This window comes from Staphylococcus epidermidis (assembly GCF_006742205.1).
GTDB classification, from domain to species: Bacteria; Bacillota; Bacilli; order Staphylococcales; family Staphylococcaceae; genus Staphylococcus; species Staphylococcus epidermidis.
Genome location: NZ_AP019721.1, coordinates 328,583 through 346,323, shown reverse-complemented (window position 1 = coordinate 346,323; position 17,741 = coordinate 328,583). Strand labels below are relative to the sequence as shown.

The window sequence follows — 17,741 nt, the reverse complement described above, 5'->3', positions numbered from 1 at the left end:
ATTATAAACGTGATTTTTACTGTTTTTTTAAATGTATGCGCTAAGTTGATGACATTTCCGTTAACGTTTCATTTTGAACAGTTGCCTGTTCTACAAACCAATTAATTTTTTCTCTCATCTTAACCACTTCGCCTACAATAATCATTGCTGGATTCTGAATATGATGTGCTCGTTCTTGAATTGTATCGAGTGTCCCAGTCACTGTCATTTGCTGTTTTGACGTTCCCATATGCACGAGAGCTACTGGTGTTTCTGACGAACGACCATATTGTATTAACAACTCACAAATTTCACTGAGTCTCTTAACCCCCATATAAATACATAAAGTTTCAGGACCATTGGCCAAATGTTGCCAGTATTTGCCTTTATCCATACCAGGTTTATTCACTGCAGTTACAAATGCTACAGAAGAACTATAATCACGATGTGTTACTGGAATTCCAGCATATGCTGGTGCTGCAATTCCCGATGTAATTCCAGGTATAATTTCAAAGTGGATATTATGACATGCTAATTCCTCTGCTTCTTCTCCGCCACGTCCAAAAACAAATGGATCGCCACCCTTTAAACGTGTAACTATGTGCCCTTTTTTGGCTAAGGTTACCATCATTTTATTTGTTTCTTCCTGCGGTAAGGAGTGCCTGTGAGGATCCTTACCGCAATAGAAGAACTTAGTAGAAGGAGAAGCATAATTAAGTATTTCTTTATTTACAAGTCGGTCATAAAGGATGACATCGGCTTCTTTAATGGCTTTTAAACCTTTTAACGTTATTAATTCTGGATCACCAGGTCCAGCTCCAACTAAATATACTTTCCCCATATGAACCACTCCCCCTCTCGTTTAACTATGAAAATCGCGACCATCATGAACTTTGGCTATCACACCGTCACGAATTACAAAGTCCCCAAAGTGTTCTCCGTCAAGACGCTCTTTACTATAACGCAACAACAATGGACGTAGACTTTCTAATATCTCATTTTCGTCGATATTCTCTTTATATATTTTATTTAGACGTTCGCCTTTAAAACTACCACCTAAGTACATATTATATTTACCAGGTGCTTTACCGATAAAGGCTATTTCTGCTAGCGCTGGTCTCGCACATCCATTGGGACAACCTGTCATACGAATCGTTATTTCTTCCTCTTTTAAACCAGACTCATCTAATAAATCTTCAATTTTTGTAATTAGTGAAGGAAGATATCTTTCAGATTCTGCCATAGCTAAACCACACGTTGGGAAAGCAACACAAGCCATAGAATTTCTTCTAAGTCCTGTATAATTTTTGCCATCTGTTAATTTATATTTATCAATAATAGCTTGTATTTCTTCCTTTTTCTCAGGAGAAACATTTGCAATAACTAAGTTCTGATTAGGTGATAATCTGAAATCTCCAGTATGGATTTCTGCGATTTCTCTTAAGGCTGTTTTTAACAAATAGTCTTCAGTATCTTTCACACGCCCATTTTGTATAAATAAAGTGAAATTCCAATTATTAATACCTTCAATCCAACCTAATCGATCACCATTATGTTCAAATTCGAAATCACGTGGCGCTTTAATTTCCCAACCTAATCGTCGGTTTAATTCTTCAGTCACCCAAGTTTCTCCTAGACGGTCCACTGTATATTTAAAACGTGCATTTTTTCGATTTTCACGATTACCATAATCACGTTGTATTGTAAGTATTTTCTCACATACATCTACAACCTTTTCCTTAGGTATAAAACCTATGAGACGTCCAAGTTGAGGATATGTTTCAGTATTACCATGAGTCATACCCATACCGCCACCGATAGTCACATTAAATCCAATTAACTCATCTTGTTCAACGATAGCGATTAAACCAATATCTTGAGAATAGACGTCAATATCATTAGATGGTGGTACTGCAATACCTATTTTGAATTTACGTGGTAAATACGTATTCCCATAAATAGGTTCCTTTTCCTCACTCGAATCTAAAACCTTTTCACCATCAAGCCAAATTTCATGATATGCATTTGTTCTTGGAAGTAAGTGATTACTTATACGCGTTGCATAATCATTAATCTCCTTATGTACTTGAGATTGATAAGGATTAGGATTGCACATCGTATTACGATTAACATCTCCACATGCAGCAATAGAATCAAGTACTGCATGATTAATATTTTTCATTGATTGTTTCAAATTACGTTTAAGAATTCCATGAAATTGAAATGCTTGGCGTGTTGTTAATTTAATCGTATGATTTGCATATTGATTAGAGATATCATCCATAGCAATCCACTGTTCAGGAGTCGCTTTCCCCCCAGGTACACGAACTCGAATCATAAAACTATATGCAGGCTCAAGTTTTTGTTTACGACGCTCATCTCTTAAATCCCTGTCATCTTGCATATAACTTCCGTGAAACTTTAGCAGTTTTGCATCATCTTGTGTAATGGATCCAGTGATTGGATTAGCTAAACTTTGTTCAATAGTTCCACGCAAAAAGTCACTATTTGCTTTTAAAAATTCCATTTCATCAAGATTTTTATCTAATTCTTCCGAAATATGATTATTTGTATTAACCATGTATCCCCCGTCCCTTCTATTAATACACGTCTCTTTGATATCTTTTATCTCTTTTCATTTGTTTTAAGTATTCTTCTGCATCTGTTTCAGATAGGTTTTGCTCTTTGATTAACACATTTTTAATCGCTTGATGAACATCCTTTGCCATTTTACTTTCATCACCACATACATAAATAGTAGCGCCATTTTCAATCCATCGATTAAATTGTTCACTATTTTCTGCAATTTTATGTTGCACATACACTTTTTTATCAGTATCTCTAGAAAAAGCAACATCTAATTTTGATAAAGTTCCATCTTCAAGCCATTCTTGCCATTCCGTTTGATACAGAAAATCTGTAGTGAAGTGTTGATCTCCAAAGAATAACCATGTATTTCCTTCAAAACCTAGTTCCTCTCGTTCTTGCATATAGGATCTAAACGGTGCAACACCTGTCCCAGGACCTATCATAATCACAGGTGTTGATTCATCTTGCGGAAACTTAAAATTCGGATTTCGTTTTAAATAGATAGGAATTGTATCGCCCTCTTGTATTCTCTCTGCAAATTGTACTGAACAAACACCTGAACGTTCCCGACCGTGTGCTTGATATCTAACTGCTCCAACAGTAATGTGAACTTCATCTGGTGTTGCTTTATAACTACTAGATATTGAGTACTCTCTAGGTGGTAACTTTCTTAATAATTGATGTAAATTTTCAGGTTGTAGTTCTGTCGTTGCGAAGTCATTTAATAAGTCAATCAAATCCCTTCCCTCAACGTAGTTTTGAATCCATTCTTTATCTTGAATTTTTTCAGAAAGCTCTTCATTATCAAAAAATATCGCAGCATTTTCTATTAACGGTTTTGTTAATTTAGTAATTTCAAAATGCGATGTTAATGCCTCTTCAAGATTTAAAGTATCTCCATCCTCGTTAATTAAAACTTGTGTTTCTGGACTCCAACCTAATGTGCTAATAAGTAAGTCTACGATAGCTGGATCATTTTGAGGCAAGACAACTACACAATCTCCCGGTTCATATTCCTCACCAAAATTATCAAGTAATAACTCAATATGTCTCGTCTCTTTGTCTGAACCTCTACCATTCAAATTAATATTGGTCAATACTTCAGCATCGTAAGGATTAGACTTACTATATTTCTTTTCTTTTGCTGATTTTATAGATTCGCTAACAACTTGTTCACTTTCAGTACCAGCCGGTGTTGAATCAATCGTATTAATAACATTGGCCATCCACTTTTCAGCGTCTTCTTCATAATCAACATCGCAATCAGTACGATGATAAAGTCTTTCTGCCCCTAATTCAGCCAAACGGTTATCAAAATCTTTACCAGTTTGACAGAAGAATTCATAGGTTTGATCTCCTAATGCTAATACTGAAAATCTCACCCCATCCAATTTTGGCGCTTTACGTCCGTGGATGTATTCATGTAATTCAACAGCGTTATCTGGTGGATCTCCTTCGCCATGTGTAGATGTGATAATAAATAAATCTTCTACTTTCTTCAAATTCTTAGGTTTAAAGTCATCCATTGATTTGAGCGTAACGTCATTTCCAATATCAGATAAACGTTGTTCAAATATTTCTGCAAGTCCTTGCGCATTACCAGACTCAGATCCATATAAAATTGTTATCGATCTAGCTTCCGGCTCAACTGAAGGTTCCTTTTCATGTAGCATCGCTTCTGTATTGTCATCTGAGTTATGTTGTTCTACAGAATCTGTAGATGTATTTGATTGTTGATTTGCCATCAGATAGCCACTTAACCATACTTGTTGGTTAGATGATAAAGTGTGAAGCAATTCATTGATTTGTTTAGCTTGCCCTTCCGTAAAAGGACTATTGGTAACACTTAAGTTCAATCTTATCCACCTCTTATACTTTGTTATTCCGATATTTGTCATTATTTATATATGTCTATTTTTGAAAGTTATTAATTATATCTTCAATTCTAGTATGTACCATTTGTTATTTTCAGTAAATGTAATACTCAATTGATAACTAAAATCGAAAAGACAATTCATAATATCAAAGGGCAATACAAACTTTTATTACTCAAAATTATCGTTACTAAATAAAGCTGTATCAGCTTTTAACAAACAACTCTTTATTTCTTATCGGAATACTATGTTTTGAAATTAAAATTTTTTGACTATCTCTTATGGTTTATCAGCTACATGTAATCCACATTCAGTCTTACTAGAATTGGACCAACGACCAGCACGTGAATCATTAGAATCAAATACGGGTGATGTACATGGAATACAACCAATACTTGGATAATTTTGATCATGTAATTCATTATATGGTAAATCCTTATCACGTATATAAGACCATACTTCTTCTTCTGTCCAATAGATTAAGGGACACACTTTAATTGACTTAAATCTTTCATCTTTGTTAATGAAATTTGTATGTGCTCGTGTTGGTGATTGTGCTCGTCTAAGACCTGATATCCAAGCTACAGCACCAGATAATACGTCTTCTAGTGGTTTAATCTTGCGTATGTAGCAACATTGGTTAGGATCATTCTTCCATAAAGCAGGATTATATTTCTCACCTTGTTCCTCTAACGTAAGTTCCGGTTTTTTCATTTTAATGCGTAATTGCGGATATTTATCTTTCACCCTATCTATTAAGTCATATGTTTCTTGAAAATGTAAATCAGTGTCTAAAAATACAATTTGTGCGTCGGGTTTAATTTGAGAAATCAAGTCAATCAAAACCATACTCTCAGCACCAAAACTGCAAGAATAAACAATATCATTTTCATAAGTTTGATATGCCCATTTTAAAATCTCATAAGCACCTTTTGTCTCATCATTAATATCTAATTCATTTATAAATGGATCGTTTTGAAAATTGTCATAAGTAATTCTTTCTATAGACATTAGCGGAGCCCCCTCTCACCTTATCAATCCATCCAAATCAACAAAACATATCAGAATTGTCAGAATAATTATGTTTAATACTTTAACTACTTTTATAACGAAAGTCAAGGTAACTCGAGAAATTATCGAAATAAAGATAAGATTAATTTAAATTTTTTGTCCTATATGCTCATAAAAAATTTAAAGAGCCTACACATATGATATGGCAGACTCTTTAATAATTTCTTTTACATTCGTTTATAGTGACTTCATTCAAAATATTACAAATGGAACAAGATTATTTTATTCTTTAATCCAAGAAGAATATAGGCATTTATTTTAATAATTGTCTTATTAATTTTTCCATTTGGTTAGGATTATCACAAGGTAAAAATCGTTTAACAATATTTCCCTGTTGATCTACTACAAATTTAGTAAAATTCCATTTAATTTGCGAACCAAATAATCCTGGTTGTTTACATTTTAATAATGTGTACAAAGGGTGTTCATGCTCTCCATTAACATTAATCTTAGCATGGATGGGGAAAGTAATACCAAACTTATATTTATATACTCGATAAATATCTTTGATTAATTCTGGCTCCTGATTATTAAAATCATTGCAAGGGAAGCTCAAAATTTCAAGACCATACTTATGATATTTTTTATAAAGCATTTCTAATTTATTAAATTGATCATTCAGAGTACAATTCGTTGCAGTATTTACGATAATGAGCACTTTCCCTTTATATCTTTTTAGTAAATAGGTAGAGCCATCATAATTCTTTACCGCAATATCATAAATACTCATTTAGATACACCTCTACATCATTGCCAATTTCAATAAATCTATAACGCCACTAGAAGCTCCAGGAAATGCAAAAATATTTTTATTTAAGTCTTGTGCAGTAAGTTTTTGATTAATGATAAAGACTAGGAGATTAACCAAATCACCAGCGTCATTACCATAAATCTCTGCTCCTACTAAACGTTTGTGACTATCTAATACAATTGACATTTCAGCCTCTGTTTCGTTTTGATACTCAAATACCATTTGTCTTCCGAATGGTATATCTTTAATCATATACGTATCATCTTTCTTAGCCTCGCTAACTGTGACACCTATTTGAGATAAACGAGGCAATGAATAAAGCACTGAAGGTATTGGTGGATACTGAATGGCATCTGTATTCAATCCAAGGATATGGGCAGCGATATAATTAGACTCAAATGTAGCTGTAGGAGTAAGTTTAGGAATCATTTTATTGATAACGTCCCCACTTGCGTATATATTTTTCACATTTGTTCTTAAATAATCGTCAACCTCAATACCTCTATCACTAAATAGTATACCCACTTTTTCCAAACCTATTTGCTGAACATTAGGCTTTCTACCGGTTGCATCCAGTACATAATCTGTTTCAATCATCTTTCCAGACTCAGTTTCTACTATAAAACGTTGTGCATTCGGTTTAACTGACTTGGTATTCTCACTAAAGTAAAATTTAACACCTTCATCTTTTAACTTTTGAATTAATTTATTGACGTGTGATTCGTTAAACCCTTCAAGTGCATGATTTGTATGATGAACCACATTAACCTCTACACCTGATTTGATCATGATAGAAGCGAATTCAATACTGATAATACCTGCTCCAATAAAAGTGATACTATCCGGTAAAGATTGCATTGATAAAAATTCCCGACTATCATGCGTATATTCTTTACCCTCAATATCTAATTGATGACTATGTTGTCCAGTTGCTATAACAATATAATCTGATTGTAAAGTTGTATTATTTACCTCTATTGTATGAGCATCTACAAGTTTACCTTTCCCCATGATTACATCAATTCCCTGTTGTTCAAACATCGATGTGAGGGTTTCAGACATAGGATTAATGACTTGTTCTTTGTAATGCATTAAATTCTTCCAATTCACTTCTAAATTGTGACTATCAATAATATTAGGATATTGTTTGGCTTCTTCAAGCACTTCATAAGGTCCCTCTAATAAAATTTTCGCATTACAACCATAGTTAGTACATGTACCGGCGATGGTATCTTTTTCAACTACAGCTACTTGCTTACCACTTTGCTTTAATGTTAACGCAGCATGCCAAGCTGCATGACCACTTCCTAAAAATACTACATCATATTGTTTCATTAACACTCATCCTTTCTTATTTTTCTATGAGATGTTTTAATGTTTGCTCTAGTTCTTCAAACACATATTTCGTTTCATCATACTCAGTCGTATCAAATTCTTGTGGTAAGCAACTTGAAATTGCTTCAAAAACAGCTTCTTGTTGTTGTTGCCCATTGTCAGTTAACGTAATTATCAACTGTCGTTTATCAGATTGTTGACGTTCTCTTTTAACCCAGCCAGATTGCTCAAGTCTTTTTAGTAAGGGGGTTAAAGTATTACTAGATAAATCCAAATGTCTACCAATTGAATTTAATGTTTGAGGATTCTCTTCCCATAACGTCAGTAATACTAAATACTGAGAATAAGTTATACCAAACTGTTTTAACTTTTTCTCATAAAATTGAGCAAATAAACGACTTACATTATATGCTGAAAAACAAAGCTGATTCGCTAACCTCATTTGTTCTTGTTTCACATCTCCACCTCTTTTCAATCGTGCGCGATTGATTATAGTATAAAATGACTCGCATATATTCATAATATATATGCTCACAATTAAAATTTTCTCATTAAACCATCAACTATAAAGTTAAAGCGACTTGGAATAATACTATATCCAATCTACCCTGACCACTAATCATAGAAAAAGCCCAAGACACTCTGTGAGGTCTTAGGCTTTCCATAAGCGTTATATTTAAATTTGATTTACATTTTCAATGACAGTAACATATCCATTTTTAACATTAGCTAACACAGAGAAGTCATTATCTTTGTTACTATCATAAATGAGTTGGCTTGAATTTCTATCATCCGGTTCATTATACATACTTAAAAATTGATCTTCTGAAATATGATTAGGTGCTACACCTACGCTAACAACTTCATTATCATCGTAGGCTACAGCTAAATCACCATATTTTTCGTAACTCCACTTCAAACTTTCTACAGAACCATTGGATGTTCCAAATTTATCTTCAACTTCTTCACGTGTCATTCCATTATAAACACCTCTATATCCACTTGTTGAAGCTGACTTCATATAACCTTGATCAAAGTCATCACTAAAAACATCAATGCTTGGACCAGTGGATTGATCCTTATTTTGACCACTTTCATTTGATTGCTGAGACTGTGTTGTTTGATGACTTTGCTCATCACTAATATAATGATTGTAAGTATAGTACGCACCATACAATAGCGCTGCTATCAACAAGACAAATATAATTGATAATACAATTAGCCAACCAGTATGTTTTTGTTCTTTATAAAATGTTGAATCATGATGTTGTCTTTCCTCACAAGAAATATACGATTGCTGTTCACGCATATGTTCAATTTGATTTTCACTTTTTCTTTGTGTCGATGTCTTTAAATGTTTTCCACATTTATTACAAAATGACTGTTCCTTTTTTATCGGATTTCCACAATGAGGGCAGAATTTCATTTATATCACCTTTCCTCTAAACGATTGTATTCATCACGCAACTGATTCACCTGAGTTAGCCCTGCTTTCATAAGTATAAATATAAATAGCCATGCAATCATAATTAATAAGATATATTTTAAATAACCACTACTTAAAAGTGTTATTTCCGTATCCCATATTCCGTGTAATGTCACTGCCACAAAAAAGAAAAATATAAAACGTTTATCGATGATATTCGCCCATTCGAAATGCTTTGTTTCTTTCACTATTACTGCCGCAGCACCAACAATAGCTGCCCAAACGAGGTGACTACCTAAAGCTGTCCAACCTCTTTGTATAGTGATTTCAGTAATATTATTAACTCCATCAAATAAATTAAATCCAAACCTAAAGATATAACCAGCTGATTCAAACACCGCGAACCCTGCACCAACAGCAGCACCGATAAGTAATCCATTGAGTATTTTATTTGTTTTTAAATAATTAATAAATAAAATAACAACAGTTGCTTTTCCAAGCTCTTCAACAAATCCTACTATGAACGCATCTGTTATAGTCATAATTCCATAATATTGCGATTCAGTACTAAATGTAACAAATTGATATAAAATCATTGTACTAATGAGTGATAATACACCACCAATAAAGAACATCCTCATTACATCAAAGATACTAATGTTTTTAAATGCATTAGATTCGAAGAAGAAGATTAATCCTGAAATAGGAACTAATAGTGCGCCAATAAATATCATACCTGGTATGGCATTGGCATTACCAAATATATTTGTTAATATCCATAACGCTAGGAAAGTGATACCTAAAGCTAAAAATACACGTGAGAACACCCAAGGTCTTCCCCACTCCTCGGAAACTTCATTAATATGTGGCGTCGTACGTTTTGTTCCAGCAATAAATACATCATCCGCTTCATCTTTGGTGTGAGATTTAAACACCTCAGAAAACATGTCACGCAAATTTAATTTTAAACTTTCATCATTCCCTGCTAGCCTACCTATTGATTTCGTTGTGTTATTAAATAGATGCTTGGCTTCTTCTGTCAATCGAATATGATCTGCAGTTTCATTTTCAATTTCAGGTTTTGTATTTGAATATGTATGTGATGCTATGTTGTCATTTGAATTTGATAATGTTTGCTGAAGAGAATGACCACAATTGATACAAAACTTATCATCGACATTTACTACTTTGTGACACTTTGGACATTGTCTATCTTGACTATTAAAATTATGTTCAGTTTTTGTCTTTGGATTATCGAACACACTCTGCCCACAATTAACACAAAATTTATCATCCTTCTCTAAATGTGCCCCACAATTAGAACAAATCAATTCAATCCCTACTTTCAAGTTATCTCTATAAAAAAGTTGTTATCAATATTTTAAATTAATTCTCATAAAATCGCTATATTCTATGACAGATAAACTGTTAAATTTCGTATTGCAAAAATAAAATGTCGATAAAAGCGACTGCTTTTATCGACGTTGTTCTTCGTATCTTACACGCTGACGATATCCATATGTGCTTTCTTTAATGAGTTCATCATTAAGTAAACCAGCACCTATTGCACCTGCAACTGTCGAAATTGAAGCTGCAAACCATGGAATACTTAAATATAAATCAATGCCTGCAGGACCTTTTAATCCAACTTGCTGACCTAAAAATCCTGATGGCAATAATACGATTTCAGCAATTAAGAATAGTAAATAAAGAATAATATAATAAATTATAATGGCAAAAATCAATGTCATTATTGTTGTAAGATTGTATAACCAAGTAATACGCTTATGGTTGCTTTTATTAACTGGTTCCCATAAATCATGTGACATCATTATCCATATTAGCATTCCAATAATCGCAATAATTGAAATTCCAAATAAACGCCACATTGAAAAGTTATAAGCCATTTGCCACATCGTTGTAAATACAAGTCCAAATGCACCTGTAGTAAATGCAATAGCTACTATATTACTTAAACTTGCCATCATATTTAATGGATTATTCGCAAATGTCATTCCACTAACAAGGCGAAACATGCCTCTAGAACGTGAACTTGATAAATATCTTAAGTGATAAGAGTCTGTTTCTTTCATATATATTGTTTCTTTGTCTATTTTAGAGAGCGGAAATTGTTTTTTTACTGAATTTTCTATTTGATTATTATTATCATAATTACGACTTTCTTGTTCAGCTTCATTTAATTCTTGAATAATATTATAAATCGCATGCTTGAAACGTTTTTTTACTGGACGCCAGCCAAATGCCGGATATGAGAATATAGCTGCACCATTTTCCATATTAATATCTAATGCCATCACTTGTTTGTCAGCAAACATCGGTAAATCTGTAATTGCTATCACATAATCCCATTGTCTCTTATCGTGATAATCGGCTACTTTCTCAAAAATTTCATCTACAGATTCAGCAAAACCAGTAAGCGGATCAGTAACTAAATCAAAAATCCATTCTTGCTGATGATCATAATGCGTAGATAACATTTTAGGCATTTCTTGTATGAGATTTTCTGCAAGGCGTTCAGTAACACCTGGAGCGACGACTAGACCCACAGTTTTTTGATTTGTCATGCGTCATCCTCCTCTCTATGTCCTTGTTTTTTACCTTCATATTGTTCATTATTTTCATCTTTACTTGAAGTTTGTTGTTCGACATTTTGTTGTGATACATCACGAGAAGTTTCTTGTTCTTTTTGTTCTTGCTCAGCTTCTTTATAACGATGATATTGTCTATAAGAATAAGTAATACGACGTATTTTCTCTTCATTTTCAACAGTTGATCCCATAGCTCCAGCTAAAAGTCCTAATGATGATACAAACCAAATCAATCTCATATAATTTGAGAACGTAAATTGTGATTGGGCACTCGTCCAACTATTAAATAATTCCACAGGGACAAAGAGTGTAATACTGATGATTAACAATAAATATAAAATGACATAATTTATGAGTGTAATCAAACTTAGTGTAACAAGTGTGGTTGAATTATAAATATATCGATATACACGCTGAGATTTAGCAGTTTTCTTTTCAATCAATTGATGCGCATAGAATAGCCATCCAGCCATCCCAAGTATAGCAATCACCATCAATATGATAAGTCGAAGCGGTGAATAAATCACGCTTAATTCCCATGGCATTGAAAATATTGAGACATAAGTTCCTGTTGCAAAGGCAACTGAAATGATTTTCTTAAAATTAAAGATGTTTTTCCAAGGCTGATTTGCTCGTGTCAGTCCACCAATTAACTGAATCCAACTTATGATAAATAAAATATTAATATATCGTTGTTTTGATGTGGCGTCTTCGTCAGGTTCTACAGCCTTCACGCGTACAAAAGGATGTGGCGCATTTTTGTCTTTCGGTTGATTATAATATAATTGTTCAATCAATGAAGTCATCGTTTTAACTAGCTTGCGCTTCAAATCAATAAAACCTAGTGACGGTAATGATAGCATTGCAACATGTTTGTCACTATTAAAGTCGCTGACAACCACTTTATTATCTGAAATACTAGGCAAATCTGTCAGACAAACAACGTAATCCCACTGATGTTCCTCTTTAATTTGTGCTGCTTTTTCAACACTTTCATGTACATCCTCTGCAGATCCTATCATGAGATCGACTTTGATGTCGAAATTCCATTGACTATGTTTAGTACGCTTTGACAATAACTGTTTAACATTTGGAATTATTTTTTTTGCATGTTGATGTGCTATACCTGGCGAAGGTATAATTCCGACTGTTTGCATCGTCGTTGTCCCTCCTTTCTAATTTTTAAATCAACTTTATTCATAGTTAAAGTGCACGTGATCACGCTGATAAACGTCCTTAACGTACACTTTTATTTTCTTACTCATTAAGTTTTAATTGTAACATTTATTTTGCCAACACGAGTGGTGAGAAGATAATATAACTTACTACTACTAAAGCAAGAACAATAATACCTGCAACGTAACGATATTTCCATGGCGTCATATCTACTTTCGGTTGGTGCGTGCTTAAATCAAACTCACTAGATAGTTTAACTTTGTTAAAAATCAAAATAATAATTAAATCTACAAAGAATAATACACTAAATGTGTATAGATAATTAATTTCTGTAAATACAAAGCTGATTATAGCGTATAAAATTATATGTGTGAAGAGTGTCACTTTAGCGCCCAATTTAGATGTGCGTTTAGAAAAGAAAGCGATTAAAATTAAAGCTAGCACTGGCATACTATACACACCATTAAACTGTTGAACTACTGCATAAAGACCACTAGGGAATAATGAGATGACTGGTGCAAGTGCTACAACAATAACTCCAATGACTACAGTAGCAATATGGCCTACTCGAGCAATATGTTTATCTGATTTATTTTTTCCAAAAATAGGTTTATAGAAATCGAGTGTTAATAGTGTAGTTGTACTATTCAATGAGCCAACAAATGAGCTCAATATTGCACCAAAAATAACCGCACCAAATAAGCCGAATGCCCATTCTGGTAATACTGAAGTTACAAGTGCAGGGTAAGCGTTATCTGATTTATCAAGACTACCATTAAAATAGTTAAATGCTACTACGCCTGGTAAGACTGTAAATAAAGGTCCGAACACTTTAAATAAGCTTAAATATATTGCACCTTTTTGAGATTCTTTTAAATTTTTAGCTGCGAGTGCTTTTTGAACTATCATCTGGTTTGCGCACCAGAAGAATAAATTGTTAAAGAACATACCGAAGAATAGGGTTGGCCAAGGTACAACATCCGAGTCCACCTTACCAAAACCATTCAATTTCTCAGGCGTGTCTTGCACGATTTTGTCGAAACCATGTAGGAAGTTGCCATCTCCTAATTGACCTAGACCTAATATTGTAATCGCAAGTCCAGCTATAATTAAAGCCATGCCATAAATCGAATCACTAAAAGCACTTAACGATAAACCACCTATAAATAAGTAAATAATGCCAATTATACCAATAATAGATGAAATAATAATGACAGCAGTTGAACTACTTACACCTAAGTATTCATCAACTTTAAACATTTTATTGAACACTAGGGAACCAGAATACAATACTACAGGCAAGAAAGATACGACATAGGTAAAGATAAATAAAATGGAGACAAAACGTTTAGTAAATGTATCATAACGTAATTCCAAAAACTCAGAAATTGTATTAACACCGTATTTTAGATATTTAGGAAGAAAGACCCAGGCCAAGAATACAACTGCTACGGCAGCCGTAACCTCCCAAGCCATTACTTCCATTCCTTGTGCATAGCTTTGACCATTTTGCCCAACAATTTGTTCTGTCGACAAATTGGTCATGATAATTGTAGAGGCAACTGTAAATCCAGTAAGGCTATTTCCTCCCATAAAATAACCATCTGAACTATTCGTTTTAATTTTTCTTGATTGCAAATAGGCATAAAAAGAAATGCCACATACGACCATAATAAATAAAATAATCGATATCCAATTCATTTAATATGTTCCTCCTTTTCACTTTAGTCGATTGGATATAATTAAAATGAATCCTAAAAAACAATGATAGTGACTTATACGTAAAACAATGAATTTATCTACATCAACTTAACAACATATTATTGTAAAGTGATAAATATTTCATATGTGAATTGCGTTTGTCATTTCGTGCACAACTCATATATAGACAGAAATATAAATTTTAAAACTTCTTTTTTGTTTTTAAATTGAATTGTGCACTTTAGAACATTTTGTAATAGCGACATTTTTTCAATATAATTTTTTAAAGTATCCTCGCACTAAATTTAACTATAGAAATCACTTTATCATTTTAAAATAATAATTAAATTTTTATACTAAAAAAGCGAGACCGATTCTTTTCAGATTCGTCGTCTCGCTCCCTTACAACTGACTATGATTCGAAACAGTCAGCAACAAGCATTTTTCAATTCATTTATTTATAATAAAAGTTTCAAACATTAAAACATATGATATAAGTATCCAACCTTTAATACATTTGTACTATTTGTATGGTTGATTATCATGATTATGGTTTTCTCGTTTATTTTGATCATTCAATGCGTGATCATGATGAGATGTTGATGTTTGACCAATATGTGGTTCATTCATATTATATTGTTGTTGTTCACGTTTCTTTTCTTCTGGCACAACATGTGAATGTATGTCATTACTATATTGAGAATTGATTTGGTCATTTTGTGTTTGTGGTTTACGTACTAAAAGCATGATACCTGCTATTAACCATAAGGCACCAGCAATAAAACTTAAAAAGAGACCAATGATTCCTGTAATAACAAGTAATATTCCTGATACTTTGGCATTTTTGCCAATTAAAATAGCGGCAACTATTGATACAATTAATAAAATGAGAAGTATAATAATGAGGACAACACCTAAACCTAACATCAAGTTATAAGTTTGGTATGCTAAATCATATTCCCCCGGATTTTCTTCTATAAATCCTTGAATCATCCCATTTTTAAAATCACTTGTTTGTGTCATTATGAAAAATATGCCTATTAAAAATACATACAACAGATGTAATCCATTGCCAATCCATGAAAGTATTAATTCACCTTTACGTTGTATCATTCTTGTTCCTCCTTTTCACCTATTCATTTAATTCCCTATTTTTTTAAAATATATGCATTAAATTAGATATATTGTAATTTATCTTTCTTAAAATATATAAATATTAATGCTTATCATTTATCATCGTATAATAAATTCTAGAAGTAATCCAGTACATCATTGAATAAAAAATAATAAATACAACTATCACACCTACGTAACTAGTAGCATACAGTCCCAAATCATATTGACCAACGATTCCTAATACAGAGTATATGATACGAAAAGCAGCTAGCGTATGTATAATTGCAACAATTACAGGAATAAGAAATACCCATATTACTTGTTTATTAATTGTTTTTTTGATTAAAATTTCATCTAATCCTAGTTGTTTCATCGTTATATATGCATCTCTATCTTCATGTCCTTCTGAAACTTGTTTATAATACATCATAAGAAATATACCTATTAATAAAACTAGAGATACAACACTTCCTACAAAAATTAAACTTGAGTTGACTTGTTTCCACATCAATAGGTTTTGTTTTTTCACTTGAAATTCAATATCGTGTTGAACACCTATTTTCTTAATACGATGATTCAACTTATCCTTTTCTTTTAATACATTAAATTCAACCGCAGTTTGGACTTGATTAGGAGTGATGATTAAATTTTCATCATTGTGATTACGATATTCATTAACAATACGATCCATCAGTTGTTGTTGATTCACAATTAAAGTTATACCATCTGCATAGAGTAAGTTATCTATATTTGTCGACTCAATATATTTAACTCTGTATGTTTTCCCGAATATATTGAGCGTTTTCATTTTTTTAAATAATGACACACTTGTACTTATTGCAATTTCATCATCATCTAATTTTATTTTTTTATTGTTTTTATTATAATCACTTTTATTATATATAGAAATAAAAGAGTTGAATTTTTGCTTATTTCCAAAATTAAATAAACCACTCGATACAGTTTGTCTTTTTAGCTTTTTATGTTTTAAGCCTCCCTGCAATTCCGCTCCAACCATACCTCGTGCATAGATTTTAAATTGACCAGTTGGAACTTCTTGGCGAATATCTTTTTTTAAATTTTCTATCTTACGTTGAATTTTGCTATCTTTATGAAAATCACCAATATAATAACCTGCGTAATCATTTTTAAATGCAAATTCAAACCTATGATCCATATTTCTATAAGTTGAGACTGTCATACTTAACGTAACAATCAGAAATGTACACATAAATGAAATCGTAGCTAAACCAATCGCACTAGATTTTACGCGTGATTTGAGTCCTGCAATAAAGAAAAAATGATTGGGTTTATAATAATAATGATCTAATTTTTGTAACATTTCTAAAACTATTGATCCTAAGCTAACAAAGAGCAAATAGGTACCGATAAGCGTTGACAAAATCGCAAAAAATATAATCCCCAAGGAACCGATAGCCGTGTTAGGTTTTATAGCTAAATAATAGCCAATCCCTATAAAAATTAATCCTAAAATTAAAAATATTATTAACCGTACACGTGACTTTTCATGCGTCTTACTTTTATTTTTAATCAATAACTGTAAGGAGTTTTTAAATGATATTTTAAAATTGTTAATAACAAACAATATGATCATCAAACTGAGTAGCATGGTTAATGTGATTTTCATTGACAAAACATCAAATGGATAATCTGACAACTGAGGTTGATGCGTATTAACTATTTTATTAAATAACATAAAAAAGAGCTCACCAAATAAGTAACCTCCAACAATGCTCAAGATTGCAGATATAATAAATTGAATGAAAAGTTCAATCAAGATGATGAGTCTTAGATGTTTTTTCTCCATACCAAGAGCCATATTTAAGGCAAATTCCTTTTTCCTATGATTCATAACAAAGTGATTTGCATAAATTAAAAATATGAATAATAACATCGTCATAAACACTATTCCAATAATCGCAGATATTTTTAATTCAGGATGATGCTCATTAAAGTAAATGTTGGTTGTTAACGATAACAATATGTATTCAATACCGAATAAAATACTTATTACGCTAATAAATGGAACAATGATATGACGTTGATTAACAAAATTTTGTTTAATCATTTTCCACAAAATCTTGAAAGTCATA

General features: G+C 32.4%; 14 protein-coding genes. All 14 read right to left on the bottom strand.

Annotated features, from left to right (window positions below):
• Nucleotides 1-40: 40 nt before the first annotated feature.
• Nucleotides 41-820 (bottom strand): uroporphyrinogen-III C-methyltransferase, encoded by a 780-nt coding sequence (gene cobA, locus FNL83_RS01615; RefSeq protein WP_002438009.1) that lies wholly within the window; start codon nt 818-820, stop codon nt 41-43.
• Between the two features lie 21 nt (nt 821-841).
• A complete protein-coding gene (cysI, locus tag FNL83_RS01610; RefSeq protein WP_002438008.1) occupies nt 842-2,560 on the bottom strand; it encodes an assimilatory sulfite reductase (NADPH) hemoprotein subunit in 1,719 nt (572 codons plus the stop codon).
• A 19-nt stretch (nt 2,561-2,579) separates the two neighbouring features.
• Nucleotides 2,580-4,424, bottom strand: coding sequence for an assimilatory sulfite reductase (NADPH) flavoprotein subunit (locus FNL83_RS01605; RefSeq protein WP_002469597.1), 1,845 nt, complete (start codon nt 4,422-4,424; stop codon nt 2,580-2,582).
• A 297-nt stretch (nt 4,425-4,721) separates the two neighbouring features.
• Nucleotides 4,722-5,453 (bottom strand): phosphoadenylyl-sulfate reductase, encoded by a 732-nt coding sequence (locus FNL83_RS01600; RefSeq protein ID WP_001830661.1) that lies wholly within the window; start codon nt 5,451-5,453, stop codon nt 4,722-4,724.
• Between the two features lie 313 nt (nt 5,454-5,766).
• Nucleotides 5,767-6,243, bottom strand: a complete 477-nt coding sequence (locus FNL83_RS01590; protein ID WP_002456708.1) for a glutathione peroxidase — start codon at nt 6,241-6,243, stop codon at nt 5,767-5,769.
• Between the two features lie 12 nt (nt 6,244-6,255).
• The gene (locus tag FNL83_RS01585; RefSeq protein WP_002456709.1) at nt 6,256-7,599 is read right to left on the bottom strand and encodes a dihydrolipoyl dehydrogenase family protein; all 1,344 of its coding nucleotides are present in this window, start codon (nt 7,597-7,599) and stop codon (nt 6,256-6,258) included.
• A 16-nt stretch (nt 7,600-7,615) separates the two neighbouring features.
• Nucleotides 7,616-8,056: a MarR family winged helix-turn-helix transcriptional regulator gene (locus tag FNL83_RS01580; protein ID WP_002467790.1), complete on the bottom strand. Its 441-nt coding sequence runs from the start codon at nt 8,054-8,056 to the stop codon at nt 7,616-7,618.
• Between the two features lie 219 nt (nt 8,057-8,275).
• On the bottom strand, nt 8,276-9,025 hold the full coding sequence (locus FNL83_RS01575) for a zinc-ribbon domain-containing protein (RefSeq protein WP_002456711.1): 750 nt from the start codon (nt 9,023-9,025) through the stop codon (nt 8,276-8,278).
• Nucleotides 9,026-9,030: 5 nt separating this feature from the next.
• A complete protein-coding gene (locus FNL83_RS01570) occupies nt 9,031-10,356 on the bottom strand; it encodes a PrsW family glutamic-type intramembrane protease (protein ID WP_002467821.1) in 1,326 nt (441 codons plus the stop codon).
• 144 nt (nt 10,357-10,500) lie between these two features.
• Nucleotides 10,501-11,610, bottom strand: coding sequence for a hypothetical protein (locus FNL83_RS01565; RefSeq protein ID WP_001830606.1), 1,110 nt, complete (start codon nt 11,608-11,610; stop codon nt 10,501-10,503).
• Nucleotides 11,607-12,791: a hypothetical protein gene (locus tag FNL83_RS01560; RefSeq protein WP_002456713.1), complete on the bottom strand. Its 1,185-nt coding sequence runs from the start codon at nt 12,789-12,791 to the stop codon at nt 11,607-11,609. The genes FNL83_RS01565 and FNL83_RS01560 overlap by 4 nt, the downstream gene beginning before the upstream one ends.
• 127 nt (nt 12,792-12,918) lie before the next feature.
• Entirely contained in the window at nt 12,919-14,511 is a 1,593-nt protein-coding gene (locus FNL83_RS01555; protein WP_002489714.1) for a solute:sodium symporter family transporter, read from the bottom strand.
• Between the two features lie 522 nt (nt 14,512-15,033).
• Complete coding sequence (locus FNL83_RS01550) at nt 15,034-15,624, bottom strand: DUF4064 domain-containing protein (RefSeq protein ID WP_002456715.1); 591 nt, start codon at nt 15,622-15,624, stop codon at nt 15,034-15,036.
• 103 nt (nt 15,625-15,727) lie between these two features.
• The gene (locus tag FNL83_RS01545; protein WP_002470142.1) at nt 15,728-17,740 is read right to left on the bottom strand and encodes an ABC transporter permease; all 2,013 of its coding nucleotides are present in this window, start codon (nt 17,738-17,740) and stop codon (nt 15,728-15,730) included.
• Nucleotide 17,741: the final 1 nt, after the last annotated feature.

Excerpts from the sequence above, each read along its gene's own strand:
- cobA (WP_002438009.1), bottom strand. The coding sequence starts at position 820 with ATGGGGAAAGTATATTTAGTTGGAGCTGGACCTGGTGATCCAGAATTA.
- cysI (WP_002438008.1), bottom strand. The coding sequence starts at position 2,560 with ATGGTTAATACAAATAATCATATTTCGGAAGAATTAGATAAAAATCTT.
- FNL83_RS01600 (WP_001830661.1), bottom strand. The coding sequence starts at position 5,453 with ATGTCTATAGAAAGAATTACTTATGACAATTTTCAAAACGATCCATTT.
- FNL83_RS01590 (WP_002456708.1), bottom strand. The coding sequence starts at position 6,243 with ATGAGTATTTATGATATTGCGGTAAAGAATTATGATGGCTCTACCTAT.
- FNL83_RS01585 (WP_002456709.1), bottom strand. The coding sequence starts at position 7,599 with ATGAAACAATATGATGTAGTATTTTTAGGAAGTGGTCATGCAGCTTGG.
- FNL83_RS01575 (WP_002456711.1), bottom strand. The coding sequence starts at position 9,025 with ATGAAATTCTGCCCTCATTGTGGAAATCCGATAAAAAAGGAACAGTCA.
- FNL83_RS01565 (WP_001830606.1), bottom strand. The coding sequence starts at position 11,610 with ATGACAAATCAAAAAACTGTGGGTCTAGTCGTCGCTCCAGGTGTTACT.
- FNL83_RS01560 (WP_002456713.1), bottom strand. The coding sequence starts at position 12,791 with ATGCAAACAGTCGGAATTATACCTTCGCCAGGTATAGCACATCAACAT.
- FNL83_RS01555 (WP_002489714.1), bottom strand. The coding sequence starts at position 14,511 with ATGAATTGGATATCGATTATTTTATTTATTATGGTCGTATGTGGCATT.
- FNL83_RS01550 (WP_002456715.1), bottom strand. The coding sequence starts at position 15,624 with ATGATACAACGTAAAGGTGAATTAATACTTTCATGGATTGGCAATGGA.
- FNL83_RS01545 (WP_002470142.1), bottom strand. The coding sequence starts at position 17,740 with ATGACTTTCAAGATTTTGTGGAAAATGATTAAACAAAATTTTGTTAAT.